This window comes from uncultured Dokdonia sp., from assembly GCF_937910895.1.
Taxonomy (GTDB): Bacteria; Bacteroidota; Bacteroidia; order Flavobacteriales; family Flavobacteriaceae; genus Dokdonia.
Map to the genome: position 1 here is coordinate 1 of NZ_CALEMI010000011.1, position 21,418 is coordinate 21,418.

Here is a 21,418-nt window from a genome sequence, read left to right on the forward strand (position 1 = left end):
GATCAATTCATGTCAGGCAAGAACCTTTTCGGCAAAGAAGGTGCATTCGCTCCAATGCTTAAGAATGTTATTGAAAATGTAGGCTTCCCCCTGTAGGCTTCCCCCAATTAGAACTGTTTAGTTTTCTAAAACTTCTATAAAGTTATTGTTTTTAATTCTTCTGGGGATAGCCCCAGAAGAATTAAGTTTTGCATATTTTACTGGCGATATTTTTCCTAACCCATCGTGTGGTCTATGATTGTTATAATCCTCCATCCATATTTGGGTTTGTTCTCTCACTTGGTGTATATCCTCAAAGATGTATTTATCTAACACGCCTCTTCTGTAAGTTCCATTGAAACGCTCTACAAATGCATTCTGGGTTGGTTTTCCAGGTTGAATATATTTGAACTCTATTTCGTACATTTGACTCCATTCGTTAGTAATATTCGCTATGAACTCAGGACCGTTATCCATACGTATCTTTTTTGGTTTCCCTTTTTTATTGACCAGGTGATTCAACACCCAGACGATCCGATTGCTAGTCAGGGAAAAGTCTATCTCTATAAAGAGTGCCTCTCTGTTAAAATCATCAATAACATTAAATGCTCTAAAGCGTCTCTTGTTCTCCAAGACCGTCTGTTACAAAATCCATACTCCACGTATGATTAAGCTCATTTGGAACCTCCAAAGGCTCTTTTATCCTTGCAGGCAAACGTTTCCTTACCTTTCTCCTTAAGGGAAGGCCTAAGGCTACATAAATCCTGTATACACGCTTATGATTCCAAAGCTTGCCTTCATTGCGCAAACGGTCATAAGCTTTCCAAAAACCTTCCTCAGAGTGTGCTTCTGCCTTTAGTCGTAATGCTTTCTCAATCTCTGTATCATCTTTTAGTAAAGGCTTATAATAATAAACACTCTTACTCATATTGAGGACACGGCACGCCCTGTTGATGCCATAATGAATAAGGTCTTTAGCAATACTTCGCTTACGGGAGGGCTTTATAGCTTTTTTTCAATGATCTCTTTAGCCATCTGGTGATCTAGCGCAAGAGTAGCGTACATCTGCTTGAGCTTACGGTTCTCTTCTTCAAGCTCTTTGAGCCTTTTTAACTCTTTTGAATCCATCCCTGCGTACTTAGAACGCCACTTGTAAAAAGCAGCTGAACTAACACCGTGTTCACGACTAATTTGGTCAACGCTCTTTCCGTTATCGAACTCTTTTAAATCTTTGCAATCTGCTGTGGTGAAAATTTACTCTTTCTCATAATACTGTTTAAAATTAAGATAATTATTCTACTTTTAAACAGTTCGGTTTTAAGGGAAGCTTACAGTCTAAAACGCTATTGTTTTGAAGCTCCTACCTTGTAAAACGGATTGAGTACATTTTAAGTTAGTATCATTTTCTAAGGGATAAATAGAAACCTTATATCCTAGCTATTGGAAGAAAGCGCACGATATGATCTGTTTAATGCCCACCATATCATTGAGATTCTGATCTACTAACTGATAGAAACTCCAACTTATTTTTTCTTCTTTGATTTCACATACTCTTCTGCCATCAGCATGGCATTGTAGGCATTTACAATACCTCCAGATTTTGAGAGTTCATTGAAAGGTAATTGTTGATCTGGATTTTCTTTTGTTGGTACATCTACTAAAATATCATATTTCACAGATGAATCCATAAGGATTTGTTTTACTTCGAATGCTGTGAGGGAAGGATAATAGGATCGTATGAGGGCGGCAATTCTTGACACAATAGGAGTTGATAACGAAGTGCCTTGTGAAAATACATTACCGTTTTTATTTATAGACGAAGTAGTATATATATTCTCTCCTGGCGCAAATATATCTACTTCTTTCTTTCCGTAGTTACTAAAAGAAGTCTTCAAATTGTTATCTAAATATTGACCCGAAGCACCGACCCTTATAAAATTATCAACAAATTCATAATCATTTTTATTATCATCGGGATAATGTTTATAATTTTCAAGATCAAGATTCCAATTATCATTACCAGCACTACTTATAATAAGAACATCATTTTCAGAAGCATATAGAAGTGCTTTATCTAGCCAATCTTCATTTAGTGAAAATTCTTTACCTAGACTTATGTTAATAATTTTAGCACCTTGATTAACTGCATACCTAATAGCCATGAATATATCCTTATCATGTTCATCTCCGTTTGACGATATACATAAAGGCATTAGTTTTATGTTTTCATTACCCAATCCCTTCAAAACACCAGCAGTTTGAGTTCCATGCCATAATTTTTTTACATTATTATTAACTGAATTATTTCCATAAATACTATCGTCAAGATTATATTCTTCATCACCTATAATACTTCTATCTTCATAATTTAAGTTATAATATTTATTGAGTTGTCGAACATATTTAATAGAATCTTCTAATATGAGTTTTAATGATAATTTATTCCTTTTTACATTATATATCATTAAAAGTTCTTCTTTTTTGATTCTTCCTATTTCCACAAGACTATCTAATAGTTCTAATGTAATAAACTCTTCTTTAGGTAAATTAGGATTTTTAAGCTCCTTCCTATATGTATTTAGCAGGATTGGTGTTTGCTCTAAAATTACACTGGCATAATTTCTTTTTTGATTAAAGTAATTCTTAGCTTTAGAATATTGAGCATAATTTTCTCTTATAGTATCATTATTAGAAAGTACAAAGTTTTTATTATTCCACTTAATAATTCTGGAAGTCTCATTGCTTTGGTACAAAACATTTTCTCCATTATTATTTCCTAAAAAATTCCACCCATTAATATCATCAATATACCCATTACCATCATCATCTTTACCATTTTCTTTTTCGTTTGGATTATTCCAAATAGCTTTAGCAAGTTCTAAATGATTAATGTCTACTTCAGTATCCAACATTGCTATAATTACATCTACTCCATTTTTTCTATCAAGTAATTCAAACTTAGCCTTCTTTAGATTTACTCCTAAAGTAGAGTCTTCATTATTTCCATCATAGTACCAAGGAATAGAATCTTCTATAATCTTACTTCCACAAGAATAATTAATAATACTGCACAATAAAACGATAATAATAATATTGTTTTTTAACATAAGCATTTAATTCAAAAAAGGATTTTCAGTAGTGATTTTGAAAATCCCTTTTATTTAATTTTAGTAAACCATAGATTAATAAATTATAATGAATTACCCATCACCATTAGTTGTAGGGTTGTTAGTTCCTGCTAATATGCAAGGTATAGTACTCAAAATAACCTTTGTATCTGATTGTCCTCCACCTTTTGTTGAAGGATCAGTATCACTACCTCCAATTACTTTTGATTGGTTGTCTAATCTAGCAATCAAAAACTTTTCAAAATTAATTTTTTTTGTTTTCATTATCGTATTATGATTTAAATTATTAAAGTCCAAAGGTGAAACATCTTTCTCTCTTGAAAAAAAATAATTTAGATTTACTAGTCGTTTTTTATAAAAAACCCTATTCAAAACTCTGATTATCAAAGACAAACAATTCTTTTAAAATTTTAAATATTCTTCTTTAGAATTATTTAATTTTTTTATAAAAAATGATGGATAAATCCCATACTCTTTATGAAAATTTTTAGAGAATGATTCTGAATTGTTAAAACCACATTCCATTGCAATAGCTTTAACTGTATACTTTCTAAATTTAGGATCCTTTTTAAGTTTTTCTAATGCATATTTTAATCTTAACTCTCTTAAATATTCTGAAAAAAACTTCCCTTTTACTTGTTTAAATACTTTTGTAAAATATGTATTATTGGTTCCTATCGATTTGGCAAATTCTATAGAATTGATATTTCTATCTAAATAGCCACACCTTTCTTCAAAAGAACTTATTTCTTTAATTATTTTTTCAACTAAATCTATAGGAACATCTATTTTACTAATTTCTTTTATTTGAACATCATTAGTTATTCTTTGATTATTTCTTAAAGTAGAAGAATCTTCTAAAAGAATTTTAAATTTTTTTTCATATTTTCTTTTTAATCTAAATTGATTGAAGAGAACAAAAGTTATTATCGCAATCAATAATAACAATGAATATGCTGCATATTTTTTTAAATTATTTTCAAATTTCAATACATTAATAACCAAATCCTTATCATCTACCAATAATGGAATTTTATAATCGTTATTGATTTTATTAGTTAGATATCTGTAGTTCTTATTATTTAAGCTATCAAATTTCAAAATTTTATTTATGAAATACAATTCGCGGTTTTGATCGCCTTTACTTTTATAATGATCTCTTAGTTGATAATAAGTGTATAATAACTCAGGAAAAACAGATTTATTATCTCCTATTATTGAATCAACTTTTAGATAATTTTCTACGGCTTTTTTAAACTCCCCTTTCATTGAATACCCTTTCCCCAAGTACTGGTATCCAAAAGAAGTGTTTATACCATTATTCTGTGTTTTTAAATAATCTAATGATGAGCTTAATTTAGAAATACCTTGATCTATATTATTTTCTAAATCAAGAATACCTTCAAGTAATAGAAAAAGATTATAATCATTATCTGAATTATTATTTTTTGCATCTAATAATCCTAATCGGGTATATGTCCTTGCCGAATCAATATTATGCACCTTTCTATGAGCATCACCTAAATAAAATAAGATGTTAAAATATAAACCTTGACGTCTATTTATAAAATCATTTTCTATCGCTTCCTGCCACAACTTTTTAAAAATCTCTAATGCCTCATTATTCTCTTCAATTCGCAATTTTAATAACCCAATACTGTAATCAATAAGAAATGATGTCTCTTTTCTAGATTTATTTTTATTGTATTTATTGTATTTAGAAGCCTCTATGTAATTTGTTAGGGCGCTAGAATATTTATATTTTTTTTGATATAAAGCTCCTTTATCATAATATGAGATAGTTAAATAATAATAGTTATTAGCTTTTTTAGCTATATCAATTAAAGAATCATACAAATTAAATCGAGTAAAAATATTATTTTCTATAGCTATCCTTTGATAATATCCACTTATAATTTTTGCTGTATCTTTTTCTATTAAAGCTTTTGAAAAAAATGCATTTGCATATTTCGCAGAAAGTAATGAATCTGAATAATTCTTTATGTACTCATTTCTCAACTTTTGATAACTGTAATCTAATAAAGAATCATTTTTTATATCATTCTGACTAATTGAAATAGTATGAATAAATAATAATAATAAAATAAAATTTGATGAATTTTTCACATTGAATAATTTTAGTTTTGAGGATATCTTTCGTATTTGTATCTAAAACAATATTTCAAAATACCATTACTCAGCTTTTACAATCAACATCTTTATCTGTTTTTTTATAAAAACCGACTCTATTTTTATAAAAACCGACCTACACCACTTGCACCCCTCTCAAAAACAATGCACTTTTGAACTGTTAAAAAGAACAAACCCAATGTGTGATCGTAGAAAGTTTCGTGTAGTACGTAATCAATCACATTGGGTTTAAACTAACGTAATTAAAAAGCAACAACCATTTATTATGATAGTACACTAACACACTTAAAGTAGAGAAAGCTCCTACTAGGTAGAAGCTCTCGTCATTTGTCAGAAAAACAAGCGAATGCCTGTTTTATAAAACAAATATACTAAAGTTTTAATAAACAGGACATTATTTATCAAATATGGGACGCTCTCATATAAAACCAAGCCGCGACCACCGAAAAGCGAATGAGTAGGTATCATAAAAAATGATTAAAATTTTAGTAATATGAAAACCATTAAAATATGCATTGCGCTCGTAATAGTAGCAATTTCAGGGAATATGAGTGCTCAAGAAAATTATACAATTACAGAAGGTCCAATAATAATAACGCCAACAATTACCGACAATTCAACTATTTTAGAGGTTCCTGAAGTATGGAAGAATAAAAGAAGTACAAAAAAGATTAATTCTGGAGGCACTAAAACTGTTACAAAGTTCATTGGAGAATTTGGCGGATTAGTTAGTATTAGCTTTGATCAAAATGGAGTCAAACAAATACTAGTACCCAAAAATAAAAAATACCCTAAAGATTTATTAACTGGCGATCCTATTTCTAATACAAGAGACATAGGAAACTGTCCAACACCAAGAGAATGCTTGTTTGAAACTCAAACAGAAACAGCTACTGTTTTATGTGTAGTATATTCTCCTTTATGTTCATTAGTGAGTTTATTCTTTTAAGAGAATGCAAAGTGATTTAAACTTTTTTAGTTAATGAATATAATTTGATTAAATAAAAGGAATATTTTCAGCATAATAAGTTTAAATCACTTTCATATTTAAAAAATTAATCTAAAGTCAAAAATATGTCAAATTTCATCTCAAGTATACTTTTGTTAGCAGTGCTATCTTTTATGATATATGCAGTATACACATTATTCAAAAATTCTAGAATAAATCAAAATAATAAGATCATTTGGATAGCTATCATTATACTAATGCCTCTAATTGGAGCAATTCTTTTTTTGATTATGAATAGAAACAAAGACTGATTTCTGATATATTCATTTTGACACAATATATATCCGAATGAACTATAGAATAATAATCATAACATCGATAAATCTTTTTTTAATGCAAAAAAATTAATGCTCAATGTATCGATCCAACAGATCAGTAAACAACTATCACACCTGTAAAAATTCCTGAACAGTTAAAATCTGATCAAATAATAACTAAAAATAACAAATCCTCTTTCTCAATATATACTGAATATAGCAAAAAATAAATGGTACATCACAATATTTTTGGATACAAAAAGTGAAATTGTAACAATCACTGCTCCAAAACCTATTGATTCTAATGTTCTTGTTAGTGAAGAAGTAAGGATAGGAGTTTCATCTCCTCAATGTTTAAGTGAAGATAGTTGTGTAATTACCACTATTTCTGAACTTAAATAATTAAAAATGAATATACTCTTTAAGAATTAATCGTTCCTGAAGAGTATATATTCTAAAAAATTATTTACAAATGAAACAAACACTTACCACACTATTCCTAGTGTGCCTATCAACTAGTGTGTTTTCGCAAGAATACCGACTTGAAATAGGGAGCAGGACAGGATGTACTGGAAGAGGAATCTGTACCATCACAAGTCCTACCGACCCAACAAATAAAACAGCAGAAAGCACTAACAATGCTTCTATTATTAAGGCTGTAAATGGGAGTGCTATTTTAAAAGTATATAGAGAAAAACTGACAAAGGAAGAGTCAGATCGTATACTAGGAGCACCTATTATATCAAAAAGTAAGGAAACATTAGAATTTACTATGGAAGAAGCGTTAGTCCTACCTGAAGAAATTTCGACACAGACAGCAGTAACGAGATCTAGACAAATTAATGTATTAGAAGCAAAAACATATCCTACTGTGATTACAGACGCATATATCAATATTACCATCATAGCGCCTATACACAAGTAAGAATAGAGATTAACGTCAGATTCCTCGTATCATTTCTCCCTTCGTGGGAAACTGGAATTTGGATTTAAAAATTGAAGACATGAAACTTATCATATACATCACCATTATTCTTTCTTTATGTAATATCCGTAAGAGCTATAGCCTGACAAATACTGTCATAATCAAAGAGCTCTCTATAGAAGAACATTTAGAACAATTAGATATAGAAATAGAAAACACAAGATTACATTACCAAAAAATACACACTAGCATCGCTATTGAGTTATCTAAAGCCAATAAAAGCATTAAAGAAAGCACTATCATTGATCAAAAACTATACTGGTTATTAGAAAAAGACAGACTTAAAGAAGAAAGAGAACTTCTTGCGTTGAATGAACTCTCGGACATCAGCAAAATAAGATACATAAAAGGCTTACAAATTATCAAAATACTCTATGAAAAAACACTAGCTCTAGATCACCACTTTGCTTCTGTAAGTACTTTTCGTGAAATTAATAAAATTGCCAATCCTAATAATTATCCAGAGTTTAAAAATATCAAAGAAGTCATAGGCACAAAAGCAGATAAGAAAAAAGGGTTTGATTTAACTAATATATTAGGGAATAACATCTATGCCTCAGTAGCACATTCATTTATATCTTTATTTAATAGTGATAGTACTTCTAAACTAGAAAAGGAAGAGAGCCTTGAAGATGTAGAGTGTATTCTAGATTTTACACTTCGCATGCACAATGACTTAAATACCATCTATTTTGAAACGGTTTTTCTACAAAAAAGTAATGAAAGCATCATGACTGAGCTACAACAGCTTTTTGTTGACTTTACAAAACCCATCAAATACAAAACTCCCTTAGAACAATGCCGTAACAATGATGATTGGGATAGTGTACGAGAACATTTAGACACCTATCTAACAGCACTTAATGTAGCACTTGCAGACGACAGCAAACGCTATAAGGCTCATAAAATGCAAATTAATTTAGAGTTTCCAATAGACAGACTATTACAATTTATAACTCAATACAATGCTTTTATAGATCAAGGAGCTAAGTTTTATGAGAAATTCGGGATTATGTTGGATAGCTATGAAAACGAAAAGCAATGTGCCAGCAAGATTCCCATAGAGTATAAAAAACTTAAGGAAAGTATTGTTGTGGCTATTGACAAGTAGTTTAATACAGCGTATAAACCTGTTGAAATTAACGGGAGCAAAATGAAAGAAGTCCTATATGGATTAAATGAGTACGATTAATAATTAAGAAACACTAAAAACTATGGAAACGACCATCATTGAAACAGATCCAAATCTTTTATTATGGCAATTATTTTTAATAGCACTCTTCATTCTTGTTGTATTTGTTATTGTAAAATTAATGCTGTTCATAAAAAAAGTATCACATTATATTGATTTAAAAACAGCATACTTGAAATCTCAAAGGCAAGAATTATAAAAGTATAAAGACACAACGTTTCATTTCATTTTTTAAGCATATCAAACTTCTTTACAACAAAGGAGAAGGGACATTACCGCCTATTCCTAAAGTGCGCATACACCTAGAACTAGGCATTCTCTTCTCCCTTATGTGTTAATTAGGGGGCTGCTTTATATAAACGATAACATGCGCACTAAGGCATCTGGTTTCCCAATGCATTAGCATACCTATGTCTTAGGTTATCGTTTTAAAAGCAGCATTTTCCCAATAAAAATGTAACATCAATAGTAGATAGAAGAACAGCTATTATTCATGTTTCTGAAGAGTGAAATGTCATTCCATACTTATCTCCTTTTCATACAAAGAACAGCTAGACGTTGAAAACGTATAACATACTCTTAGCAAAAACGATACTCTCCTTTATAGCTGGTATTTTACTACAACCCTATATGGACATCTCTTTATTTTGGTGTATCATACTTATGATCATTACTTATGGTATTGTGTGTATCTGTCATCGCCTTGCTTATAAAAATATACAATGGTCTATCCCTTTTGGAATAGTATTGATTTTTTTATTTACAATCCTAGGAATAGCAAACAAAACACTCAAAAACCCATTAAGGTCAACACATCACTATACCTGTTTTCAGGATAAAGACACACATACCTACCTATTTTCTATTCAAAAAAAGCTAAAACCCAGTGCATACCACCATAAATTCATAGCACAACTTCATAAAAAAGATAGCACACCCATTACAGGCGACGTACTCATATCTGTTGAAAAAGATAGCGCTCACACAATTCCAAAAATGGGTCATTGGTACTATACCCGAACATCGATTAAAGACCTTCCTATCGCAAAAAATCCATATCAATTTGACTATGGGGCTTATTTAAAAAAAAAGCAGATCTATGGTCAGTTTTTTGTAAAAGGTAACGAACTCTTAAAAGGAGATCAAACAACAGAAAACATTCGTGTAGGTGCGTTACGCTTTCGCGAAAGCGTTATTAGAAAACTTAAAAAACAGCCTTTTTCAAACAAACAACTAGCCATTATCCAAGCGTTACTCTTAGGGCAGCGACAGGAAATTGATACGACCATGAGCAATCAATATGCAAGCGCTGGAATGATGCACATATTAGCAGTTTCTGGTCTTCACGTAGGGATTCTATTAATATTGCTCAGATTGATAACACATCCTATTTCAAATAGAAAACTAAGGTGGATACGATCAGGAATGATTATAGGTTTACTATGGTGTTTTGCTTTTATTACTGGGTTATCTCCGTCAGTTTTGAGAGCTGTTACAATGTTTAGTTTTTTAGAACTAGGAAGTTGTTTGGGAGGCAAACGAACGACGCATGATGCTTTACTATTTTCTGCATTTATCCTACTTGTCATAGACCCCTCGCTCATCTATCAGGTAGGTTTTCAATTAAGTTATCTAGCTGTTATTGCTATCCTATGGTTGCAACCATGGCTGTATCATTTTTATAGACCCAAATACTATGTAATTGATAAACTATGGGGAATTATTACCGTATCTATAGCAGCACAAGTTGGAGTATTACCGTTGAGTTTATTTTATTTTCATCAGTTCCCAGGATTGTTTTTACTATCAAATATTGTAGTACTTCCTTTTTTAGGAATCATACTCTCCATAGGGATCCTTGTCATAGGTCTTAGTTACTTCTCTATACTCCCTAATTATCTAGCCTTGATATATGGCAACATCATAGATGCGCTCAATAACTTTATTGCTTGGGTTGCCTCCAAAGAAGCATTTGTTATCGATCACATTTCGTTATCACTTGTAAATATGCTCGTGTGGTACTTGGTACTCATATCTTTCTTTTACATACTTAAAAAGTATCAATTTAAGAGACTATTATTTTTCTTAGTCACTTTGACACTGATTCTCAGCATACAGATCTATCAAAAAATAAATAGAGAAGCTCCACACCTGACGGTATTTCATAAAAATAAAGAAACACTCATCGGGATATATACCTCAGATACTTTGGTGCTTTATACAGATCTTATAATTGATGACTACAAAAAAGAAAGTCGTGTAGAAGCCTATCAAAACAGGTTTAACTTAGACACTATCTATCAACGTAGGATGCAAAATTATGTTAGCCTCCAACATAAAAAAATACTCATTATCGATAGTCTTGACATATATAAAATCCAAGGAATAAAGCCCAATTATATTTTACTTCGTCAATCACCAGACATTCACTTAGAACGCCTTATTACGCTATACCCAAATGCAACCATTATCGCTGATGGATCTAATTACAAAAGTGACATCACACGTTGGAAAGCGACGTGCTTAGAATTAAAAATCCCTTTTCATAGCACGTATGAAAAGGGATTCTTTATAATTAAATGAATTCTTTATAATTCTTCTCCCTCTGGGAGAGGATTAAGGTGAGGGTTATTTTCCAAATGTGTATTCAAATGTGTTTTGATAGGCTTCCCATTTTTCTTGTGTGGTCAGGTCTTTATAATCATCATTGGCAATCATCTTAAGATAAATCTCTAGCTGGCGAGGTGTTTTATACCCTACGACTGGCTGGATGTAATTTCCTTTTTCATCAAAAAACACAATACTAGGGTAGGCTCTTAATCGCATCGCTTGTGCAAACTCATGCTGACTATTACGCCCTCTTCGGTTAGGATCATGTCTAGGGTTGGTATATACATTCTCAAGGTAATTTACCTCTTCGGTGCCTTCTGCATTAAATTTAACCGCATAGTAATGTTCATTAATGAAATCAGCTACTTTTTTATTGCCAAATGTATTTTTATCTAATAATTTACAAGGGCCACACCAAGTGGTGTATGCATCAACAATAATTTTTTTAGGATTCTTTTCTTGTGCTGCCAGCGCATCATCAAACGTCATCCAATTAATTTGTTGTGCTGATAGTGAACTCACAAAAATAAGTGCACATATATAAAGTAGTTTTTTCATTGATTTAAATGTTTAGATCTTACGATAATTCATTTTATTAAAGCTAGTAAGGTTCAGGTATACGCTTTCGCGAAAGCATACTATTTATAAAAAATATAAGATATCCTTCACTAGATATCGTTTTCATTTTTTCTATGTCTACTTGCTTGCCAATCGCTTACAAACAAAAAACGTTCCAAAATAAGGAACGTTTTTTGAATATAAATATTGCGATAAAAATTAACGGATACCGTGCATCATTCGTAACAATGTTTTATTAAGGATCAACATGATAATACCTGCTGCTAATGGAACTAATGTAAAGATCATAAAGAAAGTACTCATTCCATATTCCTCTACAATAGGATCTATATAACTACCTGTCACACCAGCTAATGTATTTGCAATAAAATTAGCAACAAACCATACACCAAACATCAACCCTACTAGTTTTACTGGTGCTAGTTTACTTACATAAGATAACCCTACTGGAGAGACACATAGTTCTCCCATAGTGTGGAAATAATATGCTAGTATTAAGAATATCATACTCACTGATGCCGTTTTTGCACCTAATGGGATTCCCATAGAACCAAAAGCAAGAATACCAAATCCTAGCCCTAATAAAATTAATCCTATAGCAAATTTTACTGGTCCTGTAGGATTGTATTTACTTTGCCATATTTTAGAAAATAAAGGAGCAAAAGCAATAATAAAGAAAGAGTTTAAAATTCCAAACCAAGAAGCGGGAACTTCTGCTTCTTCTGATGAAAATTCTCTTACTAGCATCCATATTACGATCCCCCATATAATGGCAAAACCAGATCCTAGCAATAGGTTTGATAATGAAAATTTGGAAAAGGTTTGCTTAAAAAGTAAGAGTAATACCCAAGTAATAATTGCTAATGGCACTACCGTTAATAATGTATTGAATATTTTAAACGTTGAAGCTCCACTTCCAGTAAGAACTCTATCTGTATAATCTGCGGCAAATACCGTCATAGATCCACCTGCTTGCTCAAAAGCCCACCAGAAAAATATGGTGAAGAAGGCTAAAACACCTATCACTTTAAGTCGATCACTAGTTACTTTAGATTTCTTAGCGTCATCTATTACCTCTTCTATTACTTCCTGTGTATCTTCAATAGAGTCTTCTAGAGCATCGTCAAAATCTTCTGCATTCTTTGGAGACAATCCAATTCTACCAAAGATTTCTTGTGCAAAATAAAATTGTAACATTCCAATAAACATAAAGATTCCAGCAAGTCCAAATCCGTAATGCCAACCTACTTTTTCTCCTATGTATCCACATAGTAAAATTCCTAAGAAAGCACCTGCGTTAATCCCCATATAGAAAATCGTATATCCGGCATCCTTTTCTTTTCCTTGTGTTTTATATAGCTGACCTACCATAGACGAGATATTTGGCTTAAATAAACCATTCCCAATAATAAGTAATCCTAAACCTACAAAGAAAAAAGGATCTGCAGTTACCTCCAAAGCCATAGAGGCATGACCTAAGGTCATTAATAAAGCTCCTAAAATAACAGCTTTTCGATACCCCATAATTTTGTCGGCAATAAGTCCTCCAAAAATTGGAGTTATATAAACCAATCCTGTATACCATCCATATAATAATAGAGCTTCTGATCGTTCCCATCCCCAGCCCTCGTCTAGTATGGAGGCTACTAAGAAAAGAACTAATAATGCACGCATTCCATAATATGAGAATCGCTCCCACATTTCAGTAAAAAACAGTACAAACAATCCGGAAGGATGTCCTAAGACTGTCTTTTGATTGGTTTCAGAACCTCCAAATTTAAATTCCATAGTATAAATATTAATTAATAATTAGGTTGTATAATAGTTGCTTATAATTTCTCTTTGATGAAATTTGTCATCATCGTGTATAGATGATAACGTGTATTCCCTCCATAAATCCCGTGGTTTTTATCAGGATAATTAAAGTATCTAAACTGCTTATTGGCTTGGACAAGTGCCTCTACAAGACGCGTAGAGTTTTGCACGTGTACATTATCATCTGCACTACCATGTACGAGTAGTAAATCTCCTTTGAGTTTTTGTACATGGCTTATTGGGGAATTACGATCATAGCCTTCAGGATTTACCTGAGGTGTTTGCATATATCGTTCTGTATAGACTGTATCATAAAAACGCCAAGAGGTTACTGGAGCAACAGCAATAGCCATTTTAAATGTGTCTGCCCCTTGAAAAAGACAGTTGGATGCCATAAATCCTCCGTAACTCCATCCCCAGATTCCGATTCTGTCTGCATCTATATAATCTCTTTTTCCTAGTTTTTCTGCTGCAGCAATCTGATCGATTACTTCATATTTTCCTAACTCTTTTTGAGTTACTTTTTTAAAATCACGCCCTTTGAGTCCCGTCCCTCTTGGATCTATACAGGCAATAATATAGCCTTCTTGCGCTAGCATTTGAAACCACATATCATTGGAACTATTCCATGAGTTTTTAACCGATTGAGATCCCGGTCCTGAATATTGATACATAAAAAGAGGATACTTCTTAGTAGGATCAAAATCTACAGGTTTGATCATATACCCGTTTAAATCTTCACCATTAACAGACATTGTAAAAAACTCTTTTGGAGACACCTTGTAACTATTATATAGGGTTTTTACCGCTTCATTATCTTTTAAACTTTTAATTAACCTACCGTCTTTTGCATCGTGCAATGTATAACGCCAAGGCGTTGATGCATCACTAAAAGAATTTATAAAATAGGAGAAGTCTGCACTAAAGTCTGCGTTATTTGAACCCGCTTCTACAGCTAATGGTGTTTTGTTTTTTCCTTTTATACCAATCGCATAAATTCCTCTATTGATAGAGCCGTTTTCTGTACTTTGATAAAAAATACGTTTTGATACGGGATCATATCCATAATAGTCTGTAACTTCCCAACGGCCAGAAGTGATTTGGTTTTTAAGAGAACCATCTACGTTATAATGATAGATATGATTCCAACCATCTTTTTCACTTGTCCAGAGAAAGCTATTATCTTCTAAGAATGTTAAATTATCTGTCACATCTACATACGCAGGATCTCTATCTCTTAAAGGTTGTGACACTTTATTTGTGCTTGCATTATAAAACACAAGGGTCAAATCGTTTTGATTTCTATTCAGTGTTTGTATTGATAATACGTTAGGATCTTTAGACCATTGTATTCTTGGTATGTAGTACGCGTCTATGTTACCAAAACTTATTTCTTTAGTTTGCACCACATTTGTTCCTGTAAGTGCTTCTCCTAAGCTGTAGATATACAATTTTACTTTTGCATTTTCCTCACCCGCTTTAGGATACTTAAATACGGTTTGTGTTTGATATAGCTTATCCCCATACATATCCATAGAAAATTCTGGCACGTTGGTCTCATCAAAACGGATATAGGCAATACGCTCTCCGTCTGCACTCCAATCAAAAGCACGAACAAATGCGAACTCTTCTTCATATACCCAATCGGTAATTCCGTTTATAATGCTATTTTTCTTACCGTCAAACGTAAATTGATTGGTTTCGTTTCTACCAATATCAAAAACGTATAGGTTATTATTTTTCCCGTAGGCTATTTTTGTTCCATCTGGAGAAAACGTAGGCTCTTGAATAAGATCATCAGATACTTTGGTAAGCTTTCGCGAAAGCAAATCATAGACATAATACTCCCCAAGGGTAGATCGTCTAAAAATAGATTTCAGTTGTGTAGAGAGCAACACCTTTTGTTCATCTGGACTAAACTCATATCCTATAAAATAATCCAATCCTTCAATCTCAGCTGTACTTACAGCTGTACGGACTTTCTGACCACTCTCGTAATCATAAATATCTACTGAGCCTACACGGCTAGCGGTATCAAAGTTCTGTACGGCATATTCTTTTCCATTAGCCATGGAATGCAGGGCCTGTAAGCGCTCTGTCCTAAAGGTGCTATTTTTCCATATATCGGCTATGGTGATAGATTGATTTTGTGCAGTAATAATGGGGGTTGCCAGAAGAAATAAGGCAATCATAAAAGTATAGATTCTCATAAAAATCGTACGATTTTAGTAAAGGTTCTTCAATTTTACTAAAAAAAGACCAGAAAACACGCTATTTGGTGTTAAATACTATCAAATTGTTAAGAAAATGTAATCGTCAAAAATAATACGTAAAACTCCTTTATCAACTTTCTACCTATCTTTGCAAGGACTACAAACCCATTAGAATGACCCAAAAAATATCAGGTTTTTCAAGACTATCTAAACTAGAAAAAATTAACTGGCTCACACAAACCTATTTTTCTGGAAAAGAAGAAGCAACCCAATTACTCAAAACCTACTGGAATTCAGACAAAAAACTGCAACAACTGCATGATGAATTTATAGAGAATACGGTGACCAATTACTATTTACCGCTAGGAGTTGCGCCAAATTTTTTAATTAACGGTACATATTATACCATACCTATGGCTATAGAAGAAAGCTCTGTAGTCGCTGCTGCGAGTAAGGCTGCAAAATTCTGGGAAGAGCGTGGCGGTTTTAAAACTACCGTTCTTGGCACCACTAAAATTGGTCAGGTACATTTTATGTATCACGGTGATCTAGATCATTTAAACTCATTTTTTATTGACATAAAACCTACTCTCATAGAAGACTGCAAGCCTATCACTGCAAATATGGAGAAAAGAGGGGGCGGTATTCTAGATATTGAACTCGTAGACAAAACGGATGCTTTAGCTAACTATTATCAATTACACGGTACGTTTGAAACGTTAGATGCGATGGGTGCCAATTTTATAAATAGTTGCTTAGAACAGCTTGCACAGAGTTTTAAAGAGCGGTTTGATGCAGATGTTCGCTTTCGCGAAAGCGAACTCAGTATCATTATGAGTATTTTATCAAACTACGTTCCCAATTGTCTTGTTAGAGCCGAAGTAAGTTGTCCCGTAGATGAACTTACCGAAAAAGGAATTGAAGGGAAAGAATTTGCTGCAAAATTTGCGCAAGCCATCGCTATTGCTGAAGTAGAACCTTATCGTGCCGTCACGCATAATAAAGGAATTATGAACGGTATAGATGCCGTAGTACTAGCCACTGGAAATGATTTTAGAGCTATTGAAGCGGGTATACATGCGTATGCTTCTAAAGATGGATTGTATAAAAGTCTTACTCATGTTAGCGTAGAAAAAGGCATCTTTAGATTTTGGATAGATATTCCACTTGCCGTCGGAACTGTAGGAGGTCTTACAAAATTACACCCTCTTGTCAAGTGGTGTTTTGAATTACTACAACATCCCAATGCAAAAGAGTTGATGCAAATCATTGCTGTCGCAGGGCTAGCTCAAAATTTTGCTGCTGTAAAATCACTCACAACTACAGGGATACAACAAGGACATATGAAAATGCACCTAATGAATATTTTAAATCAATTTGAAGCTACTAAAACTGAAAAAAGCCAAGCGATTACTCATTTCAAAACCCACCCTGTTACGCATAGTGCTGTTGTAAATTTTATAGAAAAAATAAGATCCTAAATGCTTTCTTTTTATAGCCACGGAAAATTACTTATTACCGCAGAGTACCTTGTACTTGATAGTGCTCTCGCTCTTGCAGTGCCCACAAAACTTGGACAATCTTTGACGATTGCTCCAATCAATCATCCAAAGCTAATATGGATAAGTGTATTACATGATGGCTCGCTTTGGTTTGATACAGAAATAAGTCTACCTCTAAAACACTCCTTAAAATCTAAAGATCCTGTTATTAAAAAGCTATATGAGATACTTATTGCAGCACAATCATTAAACCCAGACTTCCTACAAGCGACACAAGGATATAAAGCTGTAAGTACTTTAGAGTTTCCTAGAGATTGGGGGCTAGGCTCCTCTTCTACCCTGATTGCAAATATTGCGCAATGGGCTATGATTAATCCTTATGAATTGCTAGAAAAAACATTTGGTGGTAGCGGCTATGATATTGCGTGTGCAACAGCAAACACTCCACTTACGTATATACGACAAACAACAGTACCCATAGTCAACCCCATTGTATTTAACCCCACTTTTAAAGAGCACCTATTCTTTATACATCTAAACAGAAAGCAGAATAGTAGAGAGAGTATTTCTCATTATAGAAACCTGGACACCTCAGAAAGAGAAACACATATCAAGGCATTCACAATACTTACTAAAGAAATTATTGCATCACAAAACTCGCTTAGTATATTTGAAGATTTGATACTACAGCATGAGTCCTTATTATCAAAAATTATTCAAACACCTACAATCAAAAAACAACTATTTCCAAACTATCCAAATGCCATAAAAAGCTTAGGAGGATGGGGTGGTGATTTTGTACTTGCCATAGGCAGTCGCGAAGAAATGAAGTATTTTGTAGAAAAAGGATATCATACGATGATCCCGTATTCCGAAATGGTGCTTTAATGTAGTTTACCTTCTTTTAAAATTTAAAACTATTTCATAAAAAAAGGATCACGTTTGTGATCCTTTTTTTATGATTAAGCAATATTATAATTAATAGAATGTTCCTCTATTGTCTTCAATATCTGCTGCCGCTTTAAGTGCCTCAATTACCTTTGTAGTAACTGCTGCTCTTGCTTTTTGAGCTTGTTGCGCTGCATACGTACCGTAATTTTCTAATACTGGTGCTTCTGTCTTTTTGGTTACTTTGATCACATATACACCTCTTTCTCCTTCAATAGGATCTGAAATATCACCTTCATTAAGACCAAATGCAACACCTACTACTTTAGGTTCATCTCCAGCTCCTGCAATATTAGGACTTGTCATATTAAGTGCACCTGAAGTTTTTACTGTTTGATTTTGATTTTGTGCAATAGCATCTAAGGTTGTACCTGTAATCTTTTCTTTAATCTGAGCCGCTTTCTTTTGTTTGCGAATAATAGGAAGTACTCTTGCAGATGCATCTTCAGCTCGTTGTAATCCTTCTTCTACTTTACGTGTAATTTGCGCTACTATATAACCATTATTTACTTGGAAGCGTTTGATATCACCAACCTTTGCATCTTCCTCAAAAGCCCATTGTACAATAGTACGTTGAGAGCCTTCTCCTGGTAAATTCTCATCCATTCTTCCTATATTATTTACAGGACGAACATTGTATGCGCTTTCAATTGCGACAGCTTCGAAATCTCCATTTCCAGCAGCTATTTCAAATTTTTGAGTTTGCGTGTATATATCTGATATTGTTTTGTCTGAGGGTACAATCTCTTTTGCTATACTAGCAATTTTAAATGCTTTTTGAAAATTCTTTTGCTCGGTAACTTCTATAACGTGATAACCGAAATCTGTTTTTACCACATCCATAGATCCTTTAGGGTTATCTACAATGTAATCTCTAAATTCTGCAGCAAATAAGTTTGGGTTTTGGAAACCTAAGTCACCACCTTCATTTTTGTTTGATGCATCTGATGAAAATTCAGCAGCTAATTTATCAAATGAACTCTTATCTTTTTTAATGACACCTAATATACTGTCAGCAAGTTTTTTTGCCTCATCCTCAGTACGAGTTTCTGAAGAACGTAATGCCCCTTGGTATGAAAGTAAAATATGACGTGATTGCACAGAGTCTGGCATTTGACGCGTCTCTACAATACGATCTAGTCTCATGTAACGACCATCTTTGTAAGGTCCATAGACAGCTCCTTCATCCAATTTAGAGATAGTATCTCTTACGATACCAGCTAAATCTTTTTTAAATACGAAACGATCTGTATAAGGTAAATCAGAATTTTCAGAAAGAAATTCTTTTAAATCTGTAGCTACTTTAAATCCTGGGAGTGTATCATTAATCTGTGTAGACCTATTATAAGATACCAGATTATCACTAAGATAAGTCATCATAGATTCTTTAAGAGCATTCTCATCTTCAAGAGTTGCTTTTTCCTCAAACTTAACAAAACGAATATTACGAGTTGCTCCCGTTTGAAAATCTTCTTTGTGACTATTAATGTAACTTTCTATTTCAGATTTAGAAACTGCTATATCCTCATCTGGAATACTTGCATAAGGAACCTGTACAAATTGAATATCTACAGAGTTTCCATCAAGTCTGTAGGCAACTTCTCCATCTTTAAGGGTAGCGCCTAAACCTGCTTTGACTAGATTATAATAAATATTTTGTTTTTCTGTATCGGCAAGAGACTCTTCAAAGACAACCCATCCTTGATAATCATTAGGGTTTTTACTATCTTTTAACGTAGCAATAAACTCCTGCATTTTAGCTTCACTGTAAAAACCATCTGCATCCTGAAACCTAGCATCATTCTGCAAAGCTTCTTTAAGAAGATCTGCTAGACGATCTTTTCCAATACGAATTCCTAGTTCTTCATACTGACCTTCCAAAACCATACGGTTTACTTCTTGATCCCAAACGGCGTTCACCGCTCTTGTTGTTGTTCCTGATGAGCCTAGATTACGTAATTGTTGTTCTACTTTACGATCAAACTCTTTTTTATCTAAATCTTCACCATTAATCGTAGCAATACGATTTTGCTTAGAAGAATCTGCACCTCCATTTCTAAATACATCTGCAAGGACAAAAGAAAAAAGTGCCAATGCAATAATTAGAATTAAAAATAGTGATCGTTGTCTTATCTTATTTAAAATTGCCATCTGTGATTGATTTATTCTACAATAGTGCGCGAAAATACCATTTTCTTATAAAAGAAAAAATAAAAAAGTGATAGGATTTACCCTTCTAAGGGTCGTATCTCAATAAGCTCAATTTTTGTATTGGAAGTCTCTAGTATATGGATTTGTAAATTATCTATAATAATAGTCTCTCCTACTTCTGGAATCTCCTCTGTATGATTCACCACTAGCCCGCCTAGAGTCTCATAATTTTCACTTTCAGGCAGATTCAATTTATAGATCTCATTTAAATAATCTACTTCCAAACGAGCCGATAATCGATAGTATCCCTCTTTGGTTATTTCTTCTTTTAAATCTATAGAGTCATGCTCGTCTTGAATTTCACCAAAAAGTTCTTCTATAATATCTTCTACAGTCATCATACCGCTAGTACCTCCGTACTCATCTATCACTACGGCTATACTTTTTCTTTTTTTTGTGAGTACATTAAGTACATCTTTAGCGAGCATTGTTTCTGGAACATATATCACGGGCATTAAAACACTACTAATGGTTTTAGGCCTTTTAAACAATGCAAAAGAGTGTAAATATCCTACTATATCATCTATGGTTCCCTTATAAATCAGTATTTTAGAAAGTCCAGATTCTATAAAAATAGAGGTGAGTTTTTCTGGAGTTGTATTCTCTTCTACAGCAATGATTTCTGTACGAGGAATCATAACTTCACGAGACTTTACTTCTGAAAATTCTAGAGCATTCTGAAAAATTTGAATTTCAGTGTCAATATCTTCGTACTCTGATACGGATTCCATCTGTTCTGAAATATAATTACCTAGCTCTACCTTAGAAAAAGCTAATTGTACCTCATCTCCATCAGTTTTCGCTACAGAAACATCTACAGTCTCCACAGCTTTCTCAGC

Annotated in this window: 16 protein-coding genes and 1 pseudogene; 8 read left to right on the plus strand and 9 right to left on the minus strand. The window is 32.9% G+C overall.

Going from position 1 to position 21,418, the window contains the following annotated elements:
- Window positions 1-117: 117 nt before the first annotated feature.
- From Q0505_RS00715 to Q0505_RS00730, 4 genes and pseudogenes are all read right to left on the minus strand, one after another.
- Window positions 118-1,247: pseudogene (locus tag Q0505_RS00715) on the minus strand (IS3 family transposase).
- A gap of 255 nt (window positions 1,248-1,502) precedes the next feature.
- Window positions 1,503-3,053, minus strand: coding sequence for a S8 family serine peptidase (locus Q0505_RS00720; protein ID WP_299207668.1), 1,551 nt, complete (start codon window positions 3,051-3,053; stop codon window positions 1,503-1,505).
- Window positions 3,054-3,179: 126 nt separating this feature from the next.
- On the minus strand, window positions 3,180-3,371 hold the full coding sequence (locus tag Q0505_RS00725; protein ID WP_299207671.1) for a hypothetical protein: 192 nt from the start codon (window positions 3,369-3,371) through the stop codon (window positions 3,180-3,182).
- A 138-nt stretch (window positions 3,372-3,509) separates the two neighbouring features.
- On the minus strand, window positions 3,510-5,234 hold the full coding sequence (locus Q0505_RS00730; protein WP_299207674.1) for a helix-turn-helix domain-containing protein: 1,725 nt from the start codon (window positions 5,232-5,234) through the stop codon (window positions 3,510-3,512).
- Window positions 5,235-5,751: 517 nt separating this feature from the next.
- Here Q0505_RS00730 and Q0505_RS00735 point away from each other — a divergent pair.
- From Q0505_RS00735 to Q0505_RS00755, 6 genes are all read left to right on the plus strand, one after another.
- Window positions 5,752-6,207 carry a hypothetical protein gene (locus Q0505_RS00735; protein WP_299207677.1) on the plus strand — a complete coding sequence of 152 codons (456 nt, stop codon included), beginning with the start codon at window positions 5,752-5,754 and terminating at the stop codon, window positions 6,205-6,207.
- Window positions 6,208-6,380: 173 nt separating this feature from the next.
- Window positions 6,381-6,518: a PLDc N-terminal domain-containing protein gene (locus Q0505_RS21385; protein ID WP_366519356.1), complete on the plus strand. Its 138-nt coding sequence runs from the start codon at window positions 6,381-6,383 to the stop codon at window positions 6,516-6,518.
- Between the two features lie 478 nt (window positions 6,519-6,996).
- Window positions 6,997-7,449 (plus strand): hypothetical protein, encoded by a 453-nt coding sequence (locus Q0505_RS00740; protein ID WP_299207680.1) that lies wholly within the window; start codon window positions 6,997-6,999, stop codon window positions 7,447-7,449.
- A 79-nt stretch (window positions 7,450-7,528) separates the two neighbouring features.
- Complete coding sequence (locus Q0505_RS00745) at window positions 7,529-8,620, plus strand: hypothetical protein (RefSeq protein ID WP_299207683.1); 1,092 nt, start codon at window positions 7,529-7,531, stop codon at window positions 8,618-8,620.
- A 103-nt stretch (window positions 8,621-8,723) separates the two neighbouring features.
- Complete coding sequence (locus Q0505_RS00750) at window positions 8,724-8,900, plus strand: hypothetical protein (protein WP_299207686.1); 177 nt, start codon at window positions 8,724-8,726, stop codon at window positions 8,898-8,900.
- Between the two features lie 359 nt (window positions 8,901-9,259).
- Window positions 9,260-11,284 (plus strand): ComEC/Rec2 family competence protein, encoded by a 2,025-nt coding sequence (locus Q0505_RS00755; RefSeq protein ID WP_299207689.1) that lies wholly within the window; start codon window positions 9,260-9,262, stop codon window positions 11,282-11,284.
- 45 nt (window positions 11,285-11,329) lie between these two features.
- On the opposite strand, the gene Q0505_RS00760 is transcribed toward Q0505_RS00755, so the two are convergent.
- From Q0505_RS00760 to Q0505_RS00770, 3 genes are all read right to left on the minus strand, one after another.
- Entirely contained in the window at window positions 11,330-11,869 is a 540-nt protein-coding gene (locus tag Q0505_RS00760; RefSeq protein ID WP_299207692.1) for a thioredoxin fold domain-containing protein, read from the minus strand.
- Window positions 11,870-12,088: 219 nt separating this feature from the next.
- Window positions 12,089-13,678 (minus strand): peptide MFS transporter, encoded by a 1,590-nt coding sequence (locus Q0505_RS00765; protein ID WP_299207694.1) that lies wholly within the window; start codon window positions 13,676-13,678, stop codon window positions 12,089-12,091.
- A gap of 41 nt (window positions 13,679-13,719) precedes the next feature.
- Window positions 13,720-15,915 (minus strand): S9 family peptidase, encoded by a 2,196-nt coding sequence (locus Q0505_RS00770; RefSeq protein WP_299207697.1) that lies wholly within the window; start codon window positions 15,913-15,915, stop codon window positions 13,720-13,722.
- Between the two features lie 176 nt (window positions 15,916-16,091).
- Between Q0505_RS00770 and Q0505_RS00775 the strand changes: the two genes are divergently transcribed.
- Both Q0505_RS00775 and Q0505_RS00780 read left to right on the plus strand, forming a co-directional pair.
- Window positions 16,092-17,399 carry a hydroxymethylglutaryl-CoA reductase, degradative gene (locus tag Q0505_RS00775; protein WP_299207700.1) on the plus strand — a complete coding sequence of 436 codons (1,308 nt, stop codon included), beginning with the start codon at window positions 16,092-16,094 and terminating at the stop codon, window positions 17,397-17,399.
- Window positions 17,400-18,308 (plus strand): GYDIA family GHMP kinase, encoded by a 909-nt coding sequence (locus Q0505_RS00780; RefSeq protein ID WP_299207703.1) that lies wholly within the window; start codon window positions 17,400-17,402, stop codon window positions 18,306-18,308.
- 90 nt (window positions 18,309-18,398) lie between these two features.
- Here Q0505_RS00780 and Q0505_RS00785 read toward each other — a convergent pair whose 3' ends face one another.
- Complete coding sequence (locus Q0505_RS00785) at window positions 18,399-20,519, minus strand: peptidylprolyl isomerase (protein ID WP_299207706.1); 2,121 nt, start codon at window positions 20,517-20,519, stop codon at window positions 18,399-18,401.
- A gap of 77 nt (window positions 20,520-20,596) precedes the next feature.
- Window positions 20,597-21,418 (minus strand): hemolysin family protein (locus tag Q0505_RS00790; protein WP_299207709.1); only part of this gene is annotated, 822 nt, incomplete at its 5' end.

Excerpts from the sequence above, each read along its gene's own strand:
- Q0505_RS00725 (WP_299207671.1), bottom strand. The coding sequence starts at position 3,371 with ATGAAAACAAAAAAAATTAATTTTGAAAAGTTTTTGATTGCTAGATTA.
- Q0505_RS00735 (WP_299207677.1), top strand. The coding sequence starts at position 5,752 with ATGAAAACCATTAAAATATGCATTGCGCTCGTAATAGTAGCAATTTCA.
- Q0505_RS21385 (WP_366519356.1), top strand. The coding sequence starts at position 6,381 with ATGATATATGCAGTATACACATTATTCAAAAATTCTAGAATAAATCAA.
- Q0505_RS00740 (WP_299207680.1), top strand. The coding sequence starts at position 6,997 with ATGAAACAAACACTTACCACACTATTCCTAGTGTGCCTATCAACTAGT.
- Q0505_RS00745 (WP_299207683.1), top strand. The coding sequence starts at position 7,529 with ATGAAACTTATCATATACATCACCATTATTCTTTCTTTATGTAATATC.
- Q0505_RS00750 (WP_299207686.1), top strand. The coding sequence starts at position 8,724 with ATGGAAACGACCATCATTGAAACAGATCCAAATCTTTTATTATGGCAA.
- Q0505_RS00760 (WP_299207692.1), bottom strand. The coding sequence starts at position 11,869 with ATGAAAAAACTACTTTATATATGTGCACTTATTTTTGTGAGTTCACTA.
- Q0505_RS00765 (WP_299207694.1), bottom strand. The coding sequence starts at position 13,678 with ATGGAATTTAAATTTGGAGGTTCTGAAACCAATCAAAAGACAGTCTTA.
- Q0505_RS00770 (WP_299207697.1), bottom strand. The coding sequence starts at position 15,915 with ATGAGAATCTATACTTTTATGATTGCCTTATTTCTTCTGGCAACCCCC.
- Q0505_RS00775 (WP_299207700.1), top strand. The coding sequence starts at position 16,092 with ATGACCCAAAAAATATCAGGTTTTTCAAGACTATCTAAACTAGAAAAA.
- Q0505_RS00780 (WP_299207703.1), top strand. The coding sequence starts at position 17,400 with ATGCTTTCTTTTTATAGCCACGGAAAATTACTTATTACCGCAGAGTAC.
- Q0505_RS00785 (WP_299207706.1), bottom strand. The coding sequence starts at position 20,519 with ATGGCAATTTTAAATAAGATAAGACAACGATCACTATTTTTAATTCTA.